This window comes from Labrys neptuniae (assembly GCF_040797145.1).
GTDB lineage: Bacteria > Pseudomonadota > Alphaproteobacteria > Rhizobiales > Labraceae > Labrys > Labrys neptuniae.
In genome coordinates this window covers 541,340-556,771 of record NZ_JBFNQD010000003.1, presented here as the reverse complement: position 1 = coordinate 556,771, position 15,432 = coordinate 541,340, and the positions used below count along the sequence as shown (strand labels likewise).

Genomic DNA, 15,432 nt, shown 5'->3' with positions numbered 1-15,432 from the left:
CCCGCACTACTGTGCGGCATCCGAGGGCAGTTTCTTGTGCTCGTCCCGGCAGGGAAACACGGATACCAATGCTGCGGTCAGATCATCTATATAAACCGTACGCAATGGACGCCGGCCGGACATCAAAGTGCGATTTTAAGCACGCTGTGCGTTTTCATCCTGCATTGTCGTCGAATTGACGTATAGTACGGCGAAGATATCGCCGTACTGAGACACTGCCGTGCTTGATTATGCGATTGCCTTTTTCCTCGGAGGAGCGCTCGCTGCCTTGGCCGCATTGGCCATGGTGCCTGCGATCTGGGGACGTGCGCGTCGCTTGATCCGTCGTGAAATGGAAACGGCGTTGCCCCTGTCGATGGCGCAGGTGCGGGCTGCCCAGGATCATGTCCGGGCGGAAGCGGCCATGCGGCACCGTCGCCTCGAACAGAAAACGGAGCATGAGCGGGCTCGGCGGCATCAGCTGATGGCCGATTATGGCCGTCAGAGTGAAAGGCTGCGCCGGCTCGAGGCCCTGCTCGGAGCCGATGCCGCAAGGCTTGGTCAGTTGGAAGATGGTGCGGCCAATGGCCAGCGCGACGTGCTTGCCGCCCAGCAGGAGGTTTCGGCGCTGAAGGCGGAGCTGGCGGCGGCGCGAGTGACCATTGCGCTGCGCGATGACGAGGCCCTCGATCACGGCCGCGAGCTTGCCACGGCGCAGGAAAGCAATGACGGCCTGCGCATCGAATTGGTCGCTCTTCGTACCAAGCTCGATGCGGCGGAGGATGGTGCGGTTCTGCATCAGCACGAATTGCAGGAGGCGCTGGAACTGGCCTCCGGCAAGGATGACCGCCTCGCCACCCAGTCAATCGAGCTGATGCGGCGCGATACTGCGATCGCCGCACTCGAGGCGCGGACAGCCTCTCTGCAGCGCGAATTGCAGGCGATGGCAGGCAAGAGGCAGGCAGCCGAAACCGAGCGATCTGACAGCCTGGTCCGGCTTTCGGACTGGGAGGCAGATCTGCGCCGCAAGGATGCCCTGCTGGCCGAACGCGATGCCCGGCTGGCCCTGGCCGCCGGACGGGAGGCCGAACTGATCGCGGAGCTCAACCGCCTGCGCCGCAGTGCGGAACCGAGCGCCGCCGAGGAAGAAATCGGCGCTCTGAAGATCGAGCGGGCCCGGCTGCAGGCCGAGCTTGCCGCTCTTCGCGAGGAAGCCCATGAATCCTGGCTGCGCATCGAGGCCGACAACAGCCTCCTGCGTCGCGAAATGGCGCAGGTCGCTGCCGAAATCGCCCGCGAGGCGGCAACCCGCCGGGCCGTTGGCGTGGTACCCGGGCCGGAGCGCCAGGCGGCGAACGATCCGGCTGCGCAGGACCAGGCGGCACAGGCAGGCCAGGAAGCCCGGCCGCGCTGACCACGCTCTCAACGCATTTCGACGCTATGGCTGGCATGGCAAGGCAGAGGGCCGTCTACAGGAGCGAGCCATGACCAAGCTGAACGGCATCGTGCCGTGCCTGACCATCGATGGTGCCAAGGCCGCCATCGACTTCTACAAGGACGCCTTCGGTGCCGAGGAGGTCAGCCGCGCCGATCACGAGGATGGCAAGCGGCTGATGCACGCCCATATCCGCATCAATGGCTGCGACGTGATGATGTGGGACCTGTTTCCGGAATTCGGCATGGCCACCACGCCGCCGCATGGCGTGACCATCCATATCGAGGTCGACGACGCCGACCGATGGTGGCAGCGCGCTCTCGATCGTGGTGCCACCGTCGCAATGCCGATCCAGGACATGTTCTGGGGCAGCCGTTACGGGCAGCTCAAGGATCCCTTCGGCCATACCTGGTCGATCGGCGCGCCGCTCAAGCCGTAGAATGACGGGAGCATTTGTCGCTCCCGCCAAGGACCGGGATGGTGTTACAGCGCGGCTGCGATCTTCGCCGCCAGGCGCGCATTGTTCTCCACCAAGGCGATATTGGCGATCAGGCTGCGACCCTCGGTGAGGTCGAGCATGCGCGAGAGCAGGAAAGGTGTGAGAGCCTTGCCGGAAATGCCCATGGTATCGGCTTCGTCCACGGCCGCTTCGATGGCAGGATTGATCTCGTTGGCGGCGATCTCGTCGGCGAGCGGGATCGGGTTGCCCACCAGCACGCCGCCGTCGAGGCGCAGTTCCGCGCGGGCTCGGATCAGGGCGGCAATGTCGGCGGGATCGTCGAGGCGCATGGGTGCCGCCAGGCCGCTCTTGCGGCTCCAGAAGGCGGGGAATTCGTCGGAGCCGTAGCCGACGACCGGCACGCCGAGCGTCTCCAGGGTCTCCAGCGTCTTCGGAAGATCGAGGATGGCCTTGGCGCCGGCGCAGACGACGCAGACCGGCGTGCGCGCCAGTTCCTGCAGGTCGGCCGAGATGTCGTAGGTCTTCTCGACGCCGCGATGCACGCCGCCGATGCCGCCCGTTGCGAAGACGCGGATACCGGCCCGGTCGGCGGCGATCATGGTGGCGGCCACGGTGGTGGAACCGTTCTTGCCCGTGGCGATAGCATAGCCGAGGTCGGCACGGCTGAGCTTCAGGAAGCCCGTGGCCTGGCCCATGGCTTCGAGCTGGCTGTCTTCGAGCCCGGCATGAATGACGCCGTCGAGCACGGCGATGGTTGCCGGCTCGGCGCCTCCGGCCCTGACGGCGGCCTCGACCTTGCGGGCCGTCTCAACATTCTGGGGCCAGGGCATGCCGTGGGTGATGATGGTGGATTCCAGTGCGACGACCGGCTTGCCGGCCTTGAGGGCGGCTGCGACGGCGGCGGAGTGGGTAATGGACGTCATGATGCTATCGTTTCGGTTGGTTGAGAATGGTTGTAGCGGGCCAGCACGGCCTGCATGGACAGGTCGGCGCGTACGGTTTGGGGCGATTCGACCGTGAGGGCTGCCGCGGCCATGGCGCAGTGCGCCGCCGCGAGAAAGGTGTCGCCGGCGGCAAGGCGTGCCAGCGTGGCGCCGGCCAGCGCGTCGCCGGCACCGTTGACGTTGGTCGGGCGGGATGGAAGCGCAGCGATGGTGGAGACCTGTCCCCCATCCCAGGCGAGGGCTCCGCGTGGGCCGAGCGTGAGCAACCCGCGTGGCACCGGGCCTGCCGCCAGCCTTGCAGCCAGGGCTTCCGCTTCCTCCGCGCTGCCGAGCAGGGCACGTGCCTCGTAGAGATTGAGGAAGAGGATGTCGATCGCCGCCAGGATGGGCACGAGCTTGGCGAGCTTCTGCACAGAAACGGGCACGCAGGCGAGGGGCCGGGATCCCTTCGCCTGCGCCACTGCCTGCAATACGGCTGGCGGCAAGTTGGCATCGGCGAAAACGAACCCTGTCGCAGGGAAGGCTGCGATACGGGCGGCGATGGTTTCGGGCTCGATCCGGTCGAAGATCGCCATGTCGGCGAGACCGATCACCAACTCACCCTCGCCGCTGAAGATGGCGGTGTAGGAGGCGGTGGTGGCTCCGGTGTCCAGCGTGACGGCGCTCATGTCGATGCCGGCCCGGCTGCTCTCCTCGACGACGCGGCGGCCTTCCAGATCGTCGCCGACCAGCGAGACGAGACCGACATCGATGCCCAGGCGCGCGAGATTCTCAGCCACGTTGCGGGCGACACCGCCCAGGCTGGTGCGCATCGAGCCGATGTTCGAGGTGTAGAGGCGTTCATTCGCATCGGCGGTCTCGCCGACACGGTCGATGACGCAGCCCCCTGCACACAGAACGGGACGATAGGCCATGGCTCCTCGCGACGGACCCATAGGTCCGAAAACGCATCCCGTGCCACAGATTCGCGCCCGCAACAATGCGACGCTCCGCCGGTTGCCGCTTTCCCTCTTGCGTCACGCCGCGATTGCCGTCATGAGGAACCTGCCTTCCAAGCGCATCTCGGGCAGGCCTTGCTCTTTCCCGGCAACCGCCACATTTTGCGCATTCTTGTTTGGCTTTTGTGGCTTTTCTTCCCTCCGAGATGGTTTCATGCGCACTGCCCCCCTGCTTGCTGCCCTGTTGCTGATGGCCTCGCCCGCCCTGGCCCAGACGGAGCCGCAACCTTCGTCGCCTCAGGTCCAGCCACAGCCTCAAGCTCAACCGCAGCCTCAAGGCCAGCCTGGGCCTCAAGCCCAGCCGCAACCCGAGGCGCAGCCCGCCGCCCAGCCGCAGCCCCAAGCCCAGCCACAGGGGCAGGCCCAGCCGCAGCCCCAGCCTCAAGTCCAGGCCTGCACCACGCCGACCGATCCCGCCGGCTTCCCGGCCTGGCTCGACAACTTCAAGAAGGATGCTGCGGCCAGGGGCATCGGCGCCCAGGGCATGGCCGCGCTGGAAGGCGTCACCTACGATCCCAAGGTCATCGGGCTCGACCGCGCCCAGCGGAAGACCTTTTCGCAGACCTTCGAGGAGTTCTCCGGCCGCATGGTCAATGCCTACCGCATCAAGCGCGGCAAGCAGGTGATCAAGAAATACCAGGCGGTATTCGACAAGGCCGAGGCCGAGTATGGCGTGCAGGCGCCGATCATCGCGTCGCTGTGGGCTCTCGAGACCGATTTCGGCGCCAATGTCGGCAAGTTCGAGAGCATCCGCTCGCTGGCGACGCTCTCCTTCGACTGCCGGCGCGGCGACAAGTTCCGCCCCGAACTGATTGCTGCCCTCACCATCGTCGACAAGGGCGACGTGCCGCTGCACGAAATGCGCGGCGCCTGGGCGGGCGAGATCGGCCAAGTCCAGTTCATGCCGACCTCCTATCTCAAGCATGCGGTGGATTTCGACGGCGATGGCCATAAGGATCTGGTCAAGAGCCAGGCCGACGTGATCGGCTCGGTTGCTAAGTTCCTGTCTGGCCGTTGGCAGCGTGGCGCCGGCTGGAACCCCGGCGAGCCGAATTTCGATGCCCTCAAGGCCTGGAACGGCAGCGAGCTCTATCGCAAGACGGTGGCGCTGTTGGCCACCAAGATCGCGGAATAAAAGTGGAGCGCGGGCTTCTAGCCCGCTCTTTCCCTTCACCTACGAGCCGCCGCAAGGGCGGACAGGATGTCCGCGCTCCGGCCTTTTCCATGTGGGGACCGCGAAAATCCCCTGTTCGGCATGAAACCCGCGTGGCAAGGTTGCGGCTTGAGCCTGCCACACCGGAGTTTCCCGATGCTTCGCCGCACCTTTCTCGCCCTCGGGGCCATCGCCGCCATGGCCGTTCCCCTTGGATTGGCCCAGGGACCGGCCGAGGCCCAGACGCTGCCCGACCTGAAGGGCCGCACCATCGTCGCCGTCACCGAGAACGCCTATTTTCCGCTGAACTTCACCGATCCGAAGACGGGGCAGGGCATCGGCTGGGAATATGATGCGATCAACGAGATCGGCAAGCGCCTCAATGCCAAGATCGAATGGAAGACCTCGTCCTGGGACGCCATGATTCAGGCGGTGCAGAACGGCCAGTTCGACATCGGCATGGATGGCATCTCCATCACCGACGAGCGCAAGAAGCAGATCGCCTTTACCGACCCCTATATGGTGTCCGAGCAGTTCATGCTGGTGCGGGCCGACGAGAAGCGCTTCACGGACTCCAAGAGCTTCGCGACTGACGACAAGCTGTTCGTCGGCGCCCAGTCCGGCACGACCAATTTCTTCGTCTCGGTCACCGATCTGCTCGGCGGCAATGACAAGAGCCCGCGCCTCAAGCTGTTCGAGACCTTCGGGGCTTCGGTGCAGGCGCTCAAATCGGGCGACGTCGACACGGTGCTGATGGACAAGGCCGGCGCTGAGGGCAACATCGCCGCCTCGCCCGACAGCTTCAAGATCGTCGGCAACGGCCTTGGCCATGACGAATTCGGCTTCATCCTCAAGCAGGGCTCCGACCTCATCGGGCCGGTCAATGCCGCCCTGGCCGCGATGAAGGCGGACGGGACGACCAAGGCGCTCGATAAGAAGTGGTTCTTCGACTACAAGACCGCGAACTGAGCCGGGATCGGCCACCCTCTGCCATGGCGCCACTGCGAGCGGAGCGAAGCAATCCAGTATTCTGCGGGCGGCGAAGCCTGGATTGCTTCGCTTCGCTCGCAGTGACGAAATTGTCTATCGCTTCGCCCCTTGAGCCGCCTGCCTTACTTCCGGATCTTCCTGCCTTCATATGACGACGTCTCACGCGCCACCGCCGCCGCCCTCCTTCCTGTCGAAAGTGCCCTGGTGGCTGGTGATCCTCATCGTGCTGGGGACCGCCGTCCTGATCGGCGGCCTGGCCAGCGAGCAATATCGCATCATCTTCGGCGTGGTGGGGCAGGGGCTCTTCGTCACCATCCGGGTCACGGTGATCGCCTTCGCCGCTTCGCTGGTGCTCGGCACCATTCTCGCGCTCGGGCTGGTGTCGCAGTCGCGCTGGTTGGGGGAGGGGCTCAAGGCCTATGTCGAGATCATGCGCGGCGTGCCCATGATCGTGCTGCTCTATTACATCGCCTTTGCAGTCGGCCCGGCTTTGATCGAAGGCTATGTCGCGCTGTTCGGCTCGGCCATCGCCGCAGGCTTCATGCCTGAGATCACCATCCGCGATTTCAGCTTCGAGTGGCGGGCGATCTTCGCGCTGACCCTGGCTTATTCGGCCTTCATCGCCGAGATCGTGCGCGGCGGCATCCAGTCCATACCGGCCGGACAGTTCGAGGCGGCCCAGGCCCTCGGCCTGACGCGCTTCAAGACCATGCGCCTCATCGTGCTGCCACAGGCCTTCAAGACGATGACGCCGCCGCTCGGCAACGACCTCGTCTCCATGCTGAAGGATTCCTCGCTGGTGTCCGTGCTCGGCATCGCCGACATCACCCAGAACGGCAAGACCTATACGGCCTCGACCTTCCGCTTCTTCGAGACCTATACGGTGGTGGCCTTCTTCTATCTCACGATGACCATCGGCCTGACCCTCCTGGTGCGCCGGCTGGAGCAGCGCATGCGCCGCAACGAGGTACGGCAGGATTGAGGGGTAGCGGAGGGTCGATCTCCAGATCGCCCCTCCAAGGAGGTTGAAACCGACAATCCCTTGCGCCGCCATGGCCGAACTGCAACACTCCGTCAAGATCATGCCAGGCACCTCTTCCCTCAGCGGTCCCCTCGTGGCCGTGCTCGTCTATGATGGCCTCTGCACCTTCGAGTTCGGGGTGGCCTATGAGGTGTTCGGCCTGCCGCGTCCGGAGATGGGGCCCTCCTGGTATCGCTATGCCACCTGCGGCATCGAGCCGGGGCCACTTCATGCGGCGGGTGGGCTGATGGTCGAGCCGCATGCCGGCCTCGAATTGCTGGAGAAGGCCGATCTCATCATCGTGCCGGGCTGGCGCGGTATCGGCAGCCCCGTGCCAGCGAACCTCGTCGACAGCCTCAAGCTCGCACATCGGCGCGGAGCCCGCCTGATGTCGCTGTGCTCGGGCATTGCCGTGCTGGCTGCCTGCGGCCTGCTAGACGGCCGGGAGGCGACGACGCATTGGCGTTACGCGGCCGATATCGGCGCGCGCCATCCCAGTATCGCGCTCGATCCGGACCGGCTCTATGTCGATCTCGGCGATGTGCTCACCGCCGCTGGAAGCGCTGCCGCCCTCGATCTCTGCCTGCATGTGATCCGGCGCGATTTCGGCCCGGATGCCGCCAACACGGTGGCGCGTCGCCTGGTGGTGCCTCCGCATCGCGACGGCGGCCAGGCCCAGTTCATCGAACGGCCGGTGCCGCGCGAGCGCGAATCCGCCCGGCTGGCTCCCTTGATCGATTGGCTGCGCCAGAATTTGGCCGTCCCCCATCGTATCGAGACGATTGCGGCCCGTTCCGGCATGAGCCAGCGTACCTTCCAGCGCCGCTTCGAGGAGACGACGGGGCTGCCGCCGGGTGAATGGCTGGTGGCCGAGCGCGTGCGGCTGGCCCGCGAGCAGCTCGAGCGCAATCTCGGCGCCTCGCTCGGCGACATTGCAGCAAGCTGCGGCTTCAATTCGCTGGAGACGATGCGCCACCATTTCCGGCGCCGTGTGGGCGTCAGCCCCGCCGCCTACCGGGCGCGCTTCTGCTCGGAATGACTTTCTCGGACAAGAAGTCTAGTCGGCAAATTTCAGCACGGATTGCAGCAATCCCGGGAACTTTTCCTCGATATCCGGGCGCAGGGCCACGAAGCAGCGCGTGCCTTCCTTGCGGTGGCTGACGATGCCGGCCTCGCGCAATTGCTTGATGTGATGGCTCAGGGTTGAGTTGGCGACCTGGCAATCGAATTCCGTCGATCCCTTCTCGCCTTCCGCGAGCAGCGTGGTGACGATGTGCAGTCGCACCGGATCACCGAGGGCGGCCAGAACGCCGATCAGATTGATGTCGTTCACATCGGGGTGAGGGTGTTGTTTCATGCGTTCTTCTACCTATATTCGACGAACATCGAACTTTGAAATTCTAACGCCTCGGTGAGCCGACCACCAGTTAAGTCTGTGTAAGCCAGGTGCAGGAGTGTCAATCGATCGTTCAGAAAAGTCATTTGGAACAAGGTTTCTTTCAATGCCCTCGCTGCTCGACCCTATTCGCATCGGCGCGCTCGACCTGCCCAACCGCGTCATCATGGCCCCCTTGACCCGCACCCGGGCCAGCGAGGGTCGTGTGCCCAATACGCTGATGCGCGACTATTACGTCCAGCGCGCCTCGGCCGGCCTGATCCTGACCGAAGCCACCGCCGTCACGCCGATGGGAGTCGGCTATCCCGACACGCCCGGCATCTGGTCGCGCGAACAGGTCGAGGGCTGGAAGGTCATCACCAAGGCCGTGCACGAGGCCGGCGGGCGCATCGCCCTGCAGCTCTGGCATGTCGGTCGCATTTCCGATCCGGTCTACCTCGACGGGGCCCTGCCGGTGGCCCCGAGCGCCATCGCACCCAACGGCCATGTCAGCCTCATCAGGCCTGAAAAGTCCTATGTCACGCCACGCGCACTCGAACTCGACGAGATTCCCGCCATCATCGAGGCCTACCGCCAGGGCGCGGCCAATGCCAAGGAAGCCGGCTTCGACGGCGTCGAGATCCACGGAGCCAACGGCTATCTGCTTGACCAGTTCCTGCAGGATTCCACCAACAAGCGCACCGACGCCTATGGCGGTTCGATCGAGAACCGCGCGCGGCTGATGCTCGAGGTCACCGACGCGGTGATTTCGGTCTGGGGTGCCGATCGCGTCGGCATGCATCTGGCTCCGCGCGGCGATTCGCATTCGATGGGCGATTCCGATGCGCCGGCCCTGTTCGGCTATGTCGCCCGGCAATTGGATGCCCGCGGGATCGCCTTCATCTGCGCCCGCGAATATTCCGATGGCTCCAGCGTCGCCCCGGTGATCCGCAGCAATTTCAAGGGCGTGTTCATCGCCAATGAGAAGCTGACGGCCGAAAGCGCCGAGGTCCTGGTCGAGAGCGGAGCGGCCGATGCGGCAGCCTTCGGCAAGCTCTTCATTTCCAATCCGGACCTGCCCAAGCGACTGTCGCTTGGCGCTCCGCTCACCCCCTGGAACGCCGCGACCTTCTACGCCAAGGGCGCCGAGGGCTATACGGACTATCCGGCGCTGGAAGAAGTACCTGCGTGACGGAGGGCTTCTCAGCTCCATCGGCGTATTGATGGAGCGAGACCAGCCGGGGCGGCTCTGCAGAGCCGCCTCTCAGATTTACTTCGCCTTCTTCACGTCCTTGATGTCGGCGAACACGATGGCCGGCGACCGTTCGCCTTGATAGCGCAGGTCGAAGGCGGATTTGGCCATGAACACCGGATCGCCGTCGAGATCGTCGGCGATCGAGAAATTGTGGGAAGTGAGGAAGCTGTCGAGCTCTTGCTTCGTCGGTGCCGAGACCCAGCGTGCCAGCGCGAATTCGGACGGTTCGAAGCGGATCTCCAGCCCATATTCGGCGGCGAGCCGGCCCTGCAGCACGTCGAGCTGCAGGGCGCCGACCACGCCGACCAGGGCCGGTGAGCCGTCGCGCGGGCGGAACACCTGCACAACGCCTTCCTCGGCGAGGTCCTGCAGGGCGTCCTTGAGCTTCTTGGCCTTCATGGCGTCGGGCAGGCGGACCCGGCGCAGGATTTCCGGGGCGAAACTCGGCACGCCGAGAAAGGCGATCTCCTCGCGCTCGGTGAGCGTGTCGCCGATGCGCAATGCGCCGTGGTTGGGAATGCCGACCACGTCGCCGGCATAGGCCTCCTCGGCCAAAGCGCGATCCTGGGCGAAGAAGAATTGCGGCGCGTTGAGGCTCATCGACTTGCCGGTGCGGACCTGCTTCACCTTCATGCCGCGCGTCAGCTTGCCCGAGCACAGGCGTACGAAGGCGATGCGGTCGCGGTGATTGGGATCCATGTTGGCCTGGATCTTGAAGACGAAGGCGGAGAGATTGTCCTCCGTCGCTTCGACCATGCGGGTGGCCGCTGCCTGGTCGCGCGGCTGGGGCGCATAGTCGCCCAGGCCCTTGAGCAGGTCGCCCACGCCGAAATTCTTGATGGCCGAGCCGAAGAACACCGGCGTCATGTGGCCCTCGCGAAAGGCGGCGAGATCGAACTCGCCGCAGGCCTCCTGCACCAGTGCGATTTCCTCGGAGGCCGCCTCGGCATCGATCGAGGGCACGGCGCGGGCCAGTGCTGCGGCATCGCCAGCCTCGACCGGAATCGGCGCGGTGTCCTTGTCGAGCAGGCGGACATGGCTGGCCGCGAGGTCATAGGTGCCGGCGAAGTCACGGCCGCGGCCGAGCGGCCAGGTCATCGGCACGGTAGAGAGGGCGAGGGTCTTCTCGATCTCGTCGAGCAGTTCGAAGGGATCGCGGCCCTCGCGGTCCATCTTGTTGATGAAGGTGACGATGGGAATGTCGCGCAGGCGGCAGACCTCGAACAATTTGCGCGTTCGCGCCTCGATGCCCTTGGCCGCGTCGATCACCATCACCGCCGAATCGACGGCCGTGAGCGTGCGATAGGTGTCTTCCGAGAAGTCCTCATGGCCCGGTGTGTCGAGCAGGTTGAAGACCAGGCCCTCATATTCGAAGGTCATCACCGAGGTGACCACCGAAATGCCGCGCTCGCGCTCGATCGACATCCAGTCCGAGCGGGTATTGCGCTTCTCGGCCTTGGCCTTGACCTGCCCCGCCAGCTGAATCGCGCCGCCGAACAGCAGCAGCTTTTCCGTCAGCGTGGTCTTGCCGGCGTCCGGATGGGAAATGATGGCGAAGGTGCGCCGCCGCTCGACTTCGCGGGCGAGCGGGGTGAGGGCCGAAGTGTGTGACAGATCGTTCAAGGCAGACCTAAGGAAAAGTTTGCAGCCCCAAAGCGGGGGAGATCATCGGGAATTGGCGCGCTTTTGGCACGAAACGGTGTCCGCGTCACCCCCGACGATGTCAGCGCGGCCTGTGGATGAAACACGCAATGCAAAAAAACTGAAACTTGCCTGTTGCAATCCGTCACGGGCTTTGGCATAGAGCGCCCACGCCGATGCAACGAGCATCTGCGGCCCACGGAAGCGGGTGTAGCTCAGGGGTAGAGCACAACCTTGCCAAGGTTGGGGTCGAGGGTTCGAATCCCTTCGCCCGCTCCAGTGGTCCCTTCGGGGAAAAACAAAAAAGCGGTCCTTCGGGGCCGCTTTTTGCTTTTGGGGCCGTTTCCGCCTGGAATTTCGCCGGTTCTACTTCTTGCCGCCCATCAAGGCGATGAAGTCGGCGGCCTTGTCCTTTTCGTACATCGAGCCGGTGGTGATGTCGAAGCCGGGCTTGATTCCGCCGGCCTGCATCGCGGCGAGCGAGAGGGCGAGATAGCTCTGGGCCTGCGGGTCGTGCCAGGAGGCCGGCCGCCCCCTCGGGTGGTAACTCAGGCGCTTATGCCACCATCGACAAGAATGCCCGAACCGGTAACGTAGGCGGCGCCAGGCCCGGCGAGGAAGGCAACGGCCTCGGCGACCTCCCGGGTCTTGCCGTAGCGGGCAATAGACAGGCTCGGGAGGATGGAAGGCGCGAGAGGGCCGTCGGCGGGGTTCATGTCGGTGTCGATTGGGCCGGGGCGGACCAGATTGACGGTAATGTCACGAGGGCCGAGTTCACGGGCGAGACCGCGGGTGAAGCTCTCCATCGCGGATTTGGTGGCCGCATAGACTGCTATACCAGCGAACGGGACAGACAGACCCGCATTGCTGCCGATAGTGACGACACGGCCGCCATTCGGGATGTGTTGCAGCGCAACCTGGGTGGTCACGAAAACGCCGCGCACATTGACATTCAGCTGCAGGTCGATCTCCTCCAGTGATTGCGCGGAAAAGGCACCCGCAATGAGGACGCCAGCGTTGTTGACCAGGATGTCAAGGCCGCCGAGGTCGGCCACGGTCTGTTCGACCGCTGTCTTCGCGGCTTCCGGGCAGGCGGCATCGGCTTGGATGGCGAGGGCCTTGCGACCCAGGGCACGAATCTCAGCGGCAAGAGCCTCTGCCTTGTCGGCCGATTTTTCGTAAGTGATAGCGACGTCGGCGCCGTCTTCGGCCAGCTTCAGCGCGATGGCCGCGCCGATGCCGCGCGCCGCACCCGTAACAAGGGCGCGCTTGCCGGCGAGAGGAAGAGTGGCAATGTTCATGGCAGTATTCCTAGGTTAGATCATTTCTGTATCGTTCAACACAGAAATGGTTATCGACCTTGCCCTGCCAGCACAAGAGAATTATGTAACGGTTAGCAAAAAAAGAGAACCGCATGATGCCGCATCCATCGGCGCCCCTTGCTCCGAAGCGGGGCCGCCCTGTCAGTTTCGATCGAGAGGAGGTCTTGGAACAGGCAATGCGCGTGTTCTGGGCGAAGGGCTTTGCCGGCGCCTCAATGAGTGACCTCACTGGCGCCATGGGCATCGCCTCGCCCAGCCTCTACGCAGCCTTCGGTTCCAAGGAGAACCTCTATCGTGCGGCCCTCGATCACTATGTGGCGCTTCACAAGGAAATCGTGTTGCGCATCATGGAGCTGCCGACGGCACGCGAAAGTATTGAAGGCCTGTTGCGCAACGCTGTCACCGTCTTCTCCCGTACGGATTTCCCGAGCGGATGTATGGTCGAACAGACGGCCGGGGAGGCCTGCGACATGTCTCCCGAACTCGCGGCGAGCCTTTGCGAATTGCGCGCGGCTAATGACGAGAACTTCTCGACACGGCTGCGCAAGGGTGTTGAGGACGGCGATGTCGCCGCCGGGACCGATATCCGCGCCGTCGCCGCCTTCTATGCTACCGTCCACAAGGGCTTGAGCCTCAGCGCGCGGGGCGGGACCGGGCCGGACGAACTGAATTCCGCCGTCACTTCGGCCATGGCGGCCTGGCCGTCGCTGGCGGGGCCCTGAGAGCCCGAGTCCAAGAGCCTGTTTCAACTGGGCGCTGGACTACGCCCCATATGTGAGACAGCAAAATTAAGGTATGAGGAGCGGGTTGGGTTAGAGATCTACAGCATCGAACCTGATTTCTGAATCAGGCTCGATGCTGAAATTCCTTGTTGCCGCATCTTTTTTGCCGAAAACCGGTACCCACTTTTCGGCGCGATGCTCTAATGTCGCGAGAAGTTTGGCGTTCCCACCTTCTTCTATCGCTACCGCACCGCGGACGGCGTCGAACTGCTGGTGGAGCACAAGGCTGCGCCGAGCCGCGACCGCATGGCCGACATTCTGCGCAGCCTCCGTAAGGCCTTTGCCAACGGGGAATGACGTAGCTCCCTACTTCTTGCCGCCCATCAAGGCGATGAAGTCGGCGGCCTTGTCCTTTTCGTACATCGAGCCGGTGGTGATGTCGAAGCCGGGCTTGATTCCACCGGCCTGCATCGCGGCAAGCGAGAGGGCGAGATAGCTCTGGGCCTGCGGGTCCTGCCAGGCCGCCGCCAGAACATAGCCGTCCTGCACCTCGTTGGCGGTATCGAGCGAATTGCCCCAGCCGACCACCGGAATTTCGCCGGGCTTCACGCCGACCTGGTCGAACACGCGCTTGATCGAGCCGGAGACGAGATCGCCAAGCGGGAGAATCGCCTTGATCTTGCTGCGATTGGCCGTGAGGTAGTCGCTCATGCGCGAGATGATGTCGGCCTGGTCCAGCGTCGAATCGGTGACCTCCCAGCTGATGTTCAGCGGCTTGAACACGCTGGCGATGCCCTTTTCCTGGTCGGCGCCATAGGTAGCGCCGGGCACTTCCACCGGCATCCAGACGAAATCGCCGGATTTCACCAATCCCTTGTCGACGAGGTAGCGGGCGTGGTCGGCGCCGGCCTTGACGTTGTCGCCGCCCACGAAGGTGGAAAAGCGCACGGTCTTGTCGTCGGAGTTGAAGGCGATCACTGGGATCTTCTTGGCGTTGGCTTCCTCGACCGGCTTCACCAGGCTGCCGGCTGCGGGACTGGCCGTGACGATGCCGTCGGCACCCGCCGCGATCGCCGCCCGGATGGCTTCCTGCTGCGAGGCGACGTCGCCATTGTGGAAGGAGGTGTTGACCTTGTTGCCGGTGTCCTTGGCCCATTGCTCGGCGCCGGCCAGGAAATAGGTCCAGACCGGGTCGGCGGCCGAGCCATGGGAGATCCAGTAGAACGTCTTTGGAGCCGCCTCTGCCGGCGACGGTGCAGACGAGAACGCCATGCACAGCGCGGCGCCGGCGCCGAGACCCCAGCGCGCTACCCGCCCGGCCAGTACTTTCAGTGACATCAGATCCTCCCGATGTGATTGTTTGTTGTGCTTGTGAGGTTGCGGCCGGCCCCCAGGGCTGGTTCGCGCGTCCCCGACGAAACATCCTACATCGGCGGGCACTGCCGGATGCCGCAGATTCCACTCTTCTTGTGCTGACAGGTTTTTCGATCCGGCGGAATCACGCGGGATCGAGCCTTGCTTCTGTGGATCGAAGGCCGGCGCGCTGGCTCCGGCAGGCCTGTACAGGCTGCGTCAGGGCCCGATCTGGCGAGCCTTGGCGAAGGCCTCGGCCTGCCGTTCCGCCTCTTCACGCTCTGCCACCAGGCGCTCGGCGCGCTTTTCGCGCCGCCAGGCGATCAGGCTGTTGATGGTGAGCGCGGCGAAGCCGAGCGTGTAGACCGCGGCGACGAAGGCGCTGAACCAGGCATTGTTGTCGCCTGTCCGCAAAGCTCGCTGGAGTTCGATATAGGTGGCGATGCCGTAGATCAGTACCACCAGCATGATGAAGTTCTGCACCCGCGCGCCGAAGCGCCGGAGGATGAGATGCAGGCACAGATAGAAGAACGGCATCACCACGGCATTGGCGACGATACGGCCGATCGGATGGAAGATCGAGGGCAGCATCTCACCGAGCCAGCGCGCGCCGAAAAACGGGACAGCCAGGAGCAGGGCATAGAGCAGGCCGAGGCCGGTCCAATCCAGCAGGCGATTGGAAAACGCCGGTCTCGTCGGTTCTGCCGTCATGATCCCGTTCCGTGGACTGTACCTGCTTCGGATTTAAGCACATTCCGAAGCTGATAACAGAGGAAACAGGGCC

At 64.3% G+C, this 15,432-nt stretch carries 15 protein-coding genes and 1 tRNA gene; 9 read left to right on the top strand and 7 right to left on the bottom strand.

Annotated elements, in window-relative coordinates:
• The first annotated feature begins 220 nt into the window (after positions 1-220).
• Both ABXS05_RS13280 and ABXS05_RS13275 read left to right on the top strand, forming a co-directional pair.
• Complete coding sequence (locus ABXS05_RS13280; protein WP_311933769.1) at positions 221-1,393, top strand: coiled-coil domain-containing protein; 1,173 nt, start codon at positions 221-223, stop codon at positions 1,391-1,393.
• 70 nt (positions 1,394-1,463) lie between these two features.
• Entirely contained in the window at positions 1,464-1,853 is a 390-nt protein-coding gene (locus ABXS05_RS13275; RefSeq protein WP_311933767.1) for a VOC family protein, read from the top strand.
• Positions 1,854-1,897: 44 nt separating this feature from the next.
• Here the strand turns inward: ABXS05_RS13275 and ABXS05_RS13270 are convergent, their stop codons facing one another.
• Both ABXS05_RS13270 and ABXS05_RS13265 read right to left on the bottom strand, forming a co-directional pair.
• Positions 1,898-2,797, bottom strand: coding sequence for a pseudouridine-5'-phosphate glycosidase (locus ABXS05_RS13270; RefSeq protein WP_367624218.1), 900 nt, complete (start codon positions 2,795-2,797; stop codon positions 1,898-1,900).
• Positions 2,794-3,732 (bottom strand): carbohydrate kinase family protein, encoded by a 939-nt coding sequence (locus tag ABXS05_RS13265; protein ID WP_367624217.1) that lies wholly within the window; start codon positions 3,730-3,732, stop codon positions 2,794-2,796. The genes ABXS05_RS13270 and ABXS05_RS13265 overlap by 4 nt, the downstream gene beginning before the upstream one ends.
• A 238-nt stretch (positions 3,733-3,970) precedes the next feature.
• Between ABXS05_RS13265 and ABXS05_RS13260 the strand changes: the two genes are divergently transcribed.
• The 4 genes from ABXS05_RS13260 (at position 3,971) to ftrA (ending at position 8,019) form a co-directional block, all read left to right on the top strand.
• A complete protein-coding gene (locus tag ABXS05_RS13260) occupies positions 3,971-4,951 on the top strand; it encodes a lytic murein transglycosylase (RefSeq protein ID WP_311933762.1) in 981 nt (326 codons plus the stop codon).
• 174 nt (positions 4,952-5,125) lie between these two features.
• Positions 5,126-5,938 carry a transporter substrate-binding domain-containing protein gene (locus tag ABXS05_RS13255; RefSeq protein ID WP_311933761.1) on the top strand — a complete coding sequence of 271 codons (813 nt, stop codon included), beginning with the start codon at positions 5,126-5,128 and terminating at the stop codon, positions 5,936-5,938.
• 169 nt (positions 5,939-6,107) lie between these two features.
• Positions 6,108-6,941, top strand: a complete 834-nt coding sequence (locus ABXS05_RS13250; protein ID WP_367624216.1) for an amino acid ABC transporter permease — start codon at positions 6,108-6,110, stop codon at positions 6,939-6,941.
• A 70-nt stretch (positions 6,942-7,011) separates the two neighbouring features.
• A complete protein-coding gene (ftrA, locus tag ABXS05_RS13245) occupies positions 7,012-8,019 on the top strand; it encodes a transcriptional regulator FtrA (protein WP_437178658.1) in 1,008 nt (335 codons plus the stop codon).
• An 18-nt stretch (positions 8,020-8,037) separates the two neighbouring features.
• Here ftrA and ABXS05_RS13240 read toward each other — a convergent pair whose 3' ends face one another.
• Entirely contained in the window at positions 8,038-8,337 is a 300-nt protein-coding gene (locus ABXS05_RS13240) for an ArsR/SmtB family transcription factor (RefSeq protein WP_367624215.1), read from the bottom strand.
• Positions 8,338-8,482: 145 nt separating this feature from the next.
• Between ABXS05_RS13240 and ABXS05_RS13235 the strand changes: the two genes are divergently transcribed.
• Positions 8,483-9,547, top strand: coding sequence for an alkene reductase (locus ABXS05_RS13235; protein WP_367624214.1), 1,065 nt, complete (start codon positions 8,483-8,485; stop codon positions 9,545-9,547).
• Positions 9,548-9,625: 78 nt separating this feature from the next.
• Here ABXS05_RS13235 and ABXS05_RS13230 read toward each other — a convergent pair whose 3' ends face one another.
• Positions 9,626-11,233: a peptide chain release factor 3 gene (locus ABXS05_RS13230; protein WP_149254102.1), complete on the bottom strand. Its 1,608-nt coding sequence runs from the start codon at positions 11,231-11,233 to the stop codon at positions 9,626-9,628.
• Between the two features lie 222 nt (positions 11,234-11,455).
• Here ABXS05_RS13230 and ABXS05_RS13225 point away from each other — a divergent pair.
• Positions 11,456-11,530, top strand: a tRNA-Gly gene (locus tag ABXS05_RS13225).
• A gap of 269 nt (positions 11,531-11,799) precedes the next feature.
• On the opposite strand, the gene ABXS05_RS13220 is transcribed toward ABXS05_RS13225, so the two are convergent.
• A complete protein-coding gene (locus tag ABXS05_RS13220) occupies positions 11,800-12,552 on the bottom strand; it encodes an SDR family oxidoreductase (RefSeq protein WP_367624213.1) in 753 nt (250 codons plus the stop codon).
• A 113-nt stretch (positions 12,553-12,665) separates the two neighbouring features.
• On the opposite strand from ABXS05_RS13220, the gene ABXS05_RS13215 reads away from it, so the two are divergent.
• Positions 12,666-13,295, top strand: a complete 630-nt coding sequence (locus ABXS05_RS13215) for a TetR/AcrR family transcriptional regulator (protein ID WP_367624212.1) — start codon at positions 12,666-12,668, stop codon at positions 13,293-13,295.
• A gap of 366 nt (positions 13,296-13,661) precedes the next feature.
• On the opposite strand, the gene ABXS05_RS13210 is transcribed toward ABXS05_RS13215, so the two are convergent.
• Together ABXS05_RS13210 and ABXS05_RS13205 are read right to left on the bottom strand one after the other, a co-directional pair.
• Positions 13,662-14,567, bottom strand: a complete 906-nt coding sequence (locus ABXS05_RS13210) for a substrate-binding domain-containing protein (protein WP_149255506.1) — start codon at positions 14,565-14,567, stop codon at positions 13,662-13,664.
• A gap of 300 nt (positions 14,568-14,867) precedes the next feature.
• Positions 14,868-15,359, bottom strand: a complete 492-nt coding sequence (locus ABXS05_RS13205; protein WP_311933746.1) for a hypothetical protein — start codon at positions 15,357-15,359, stop codon at positions 14,868-14,870.
• Between the last annotated feature and the right edge of the window lie 73 nt (positions 15,360-15,432).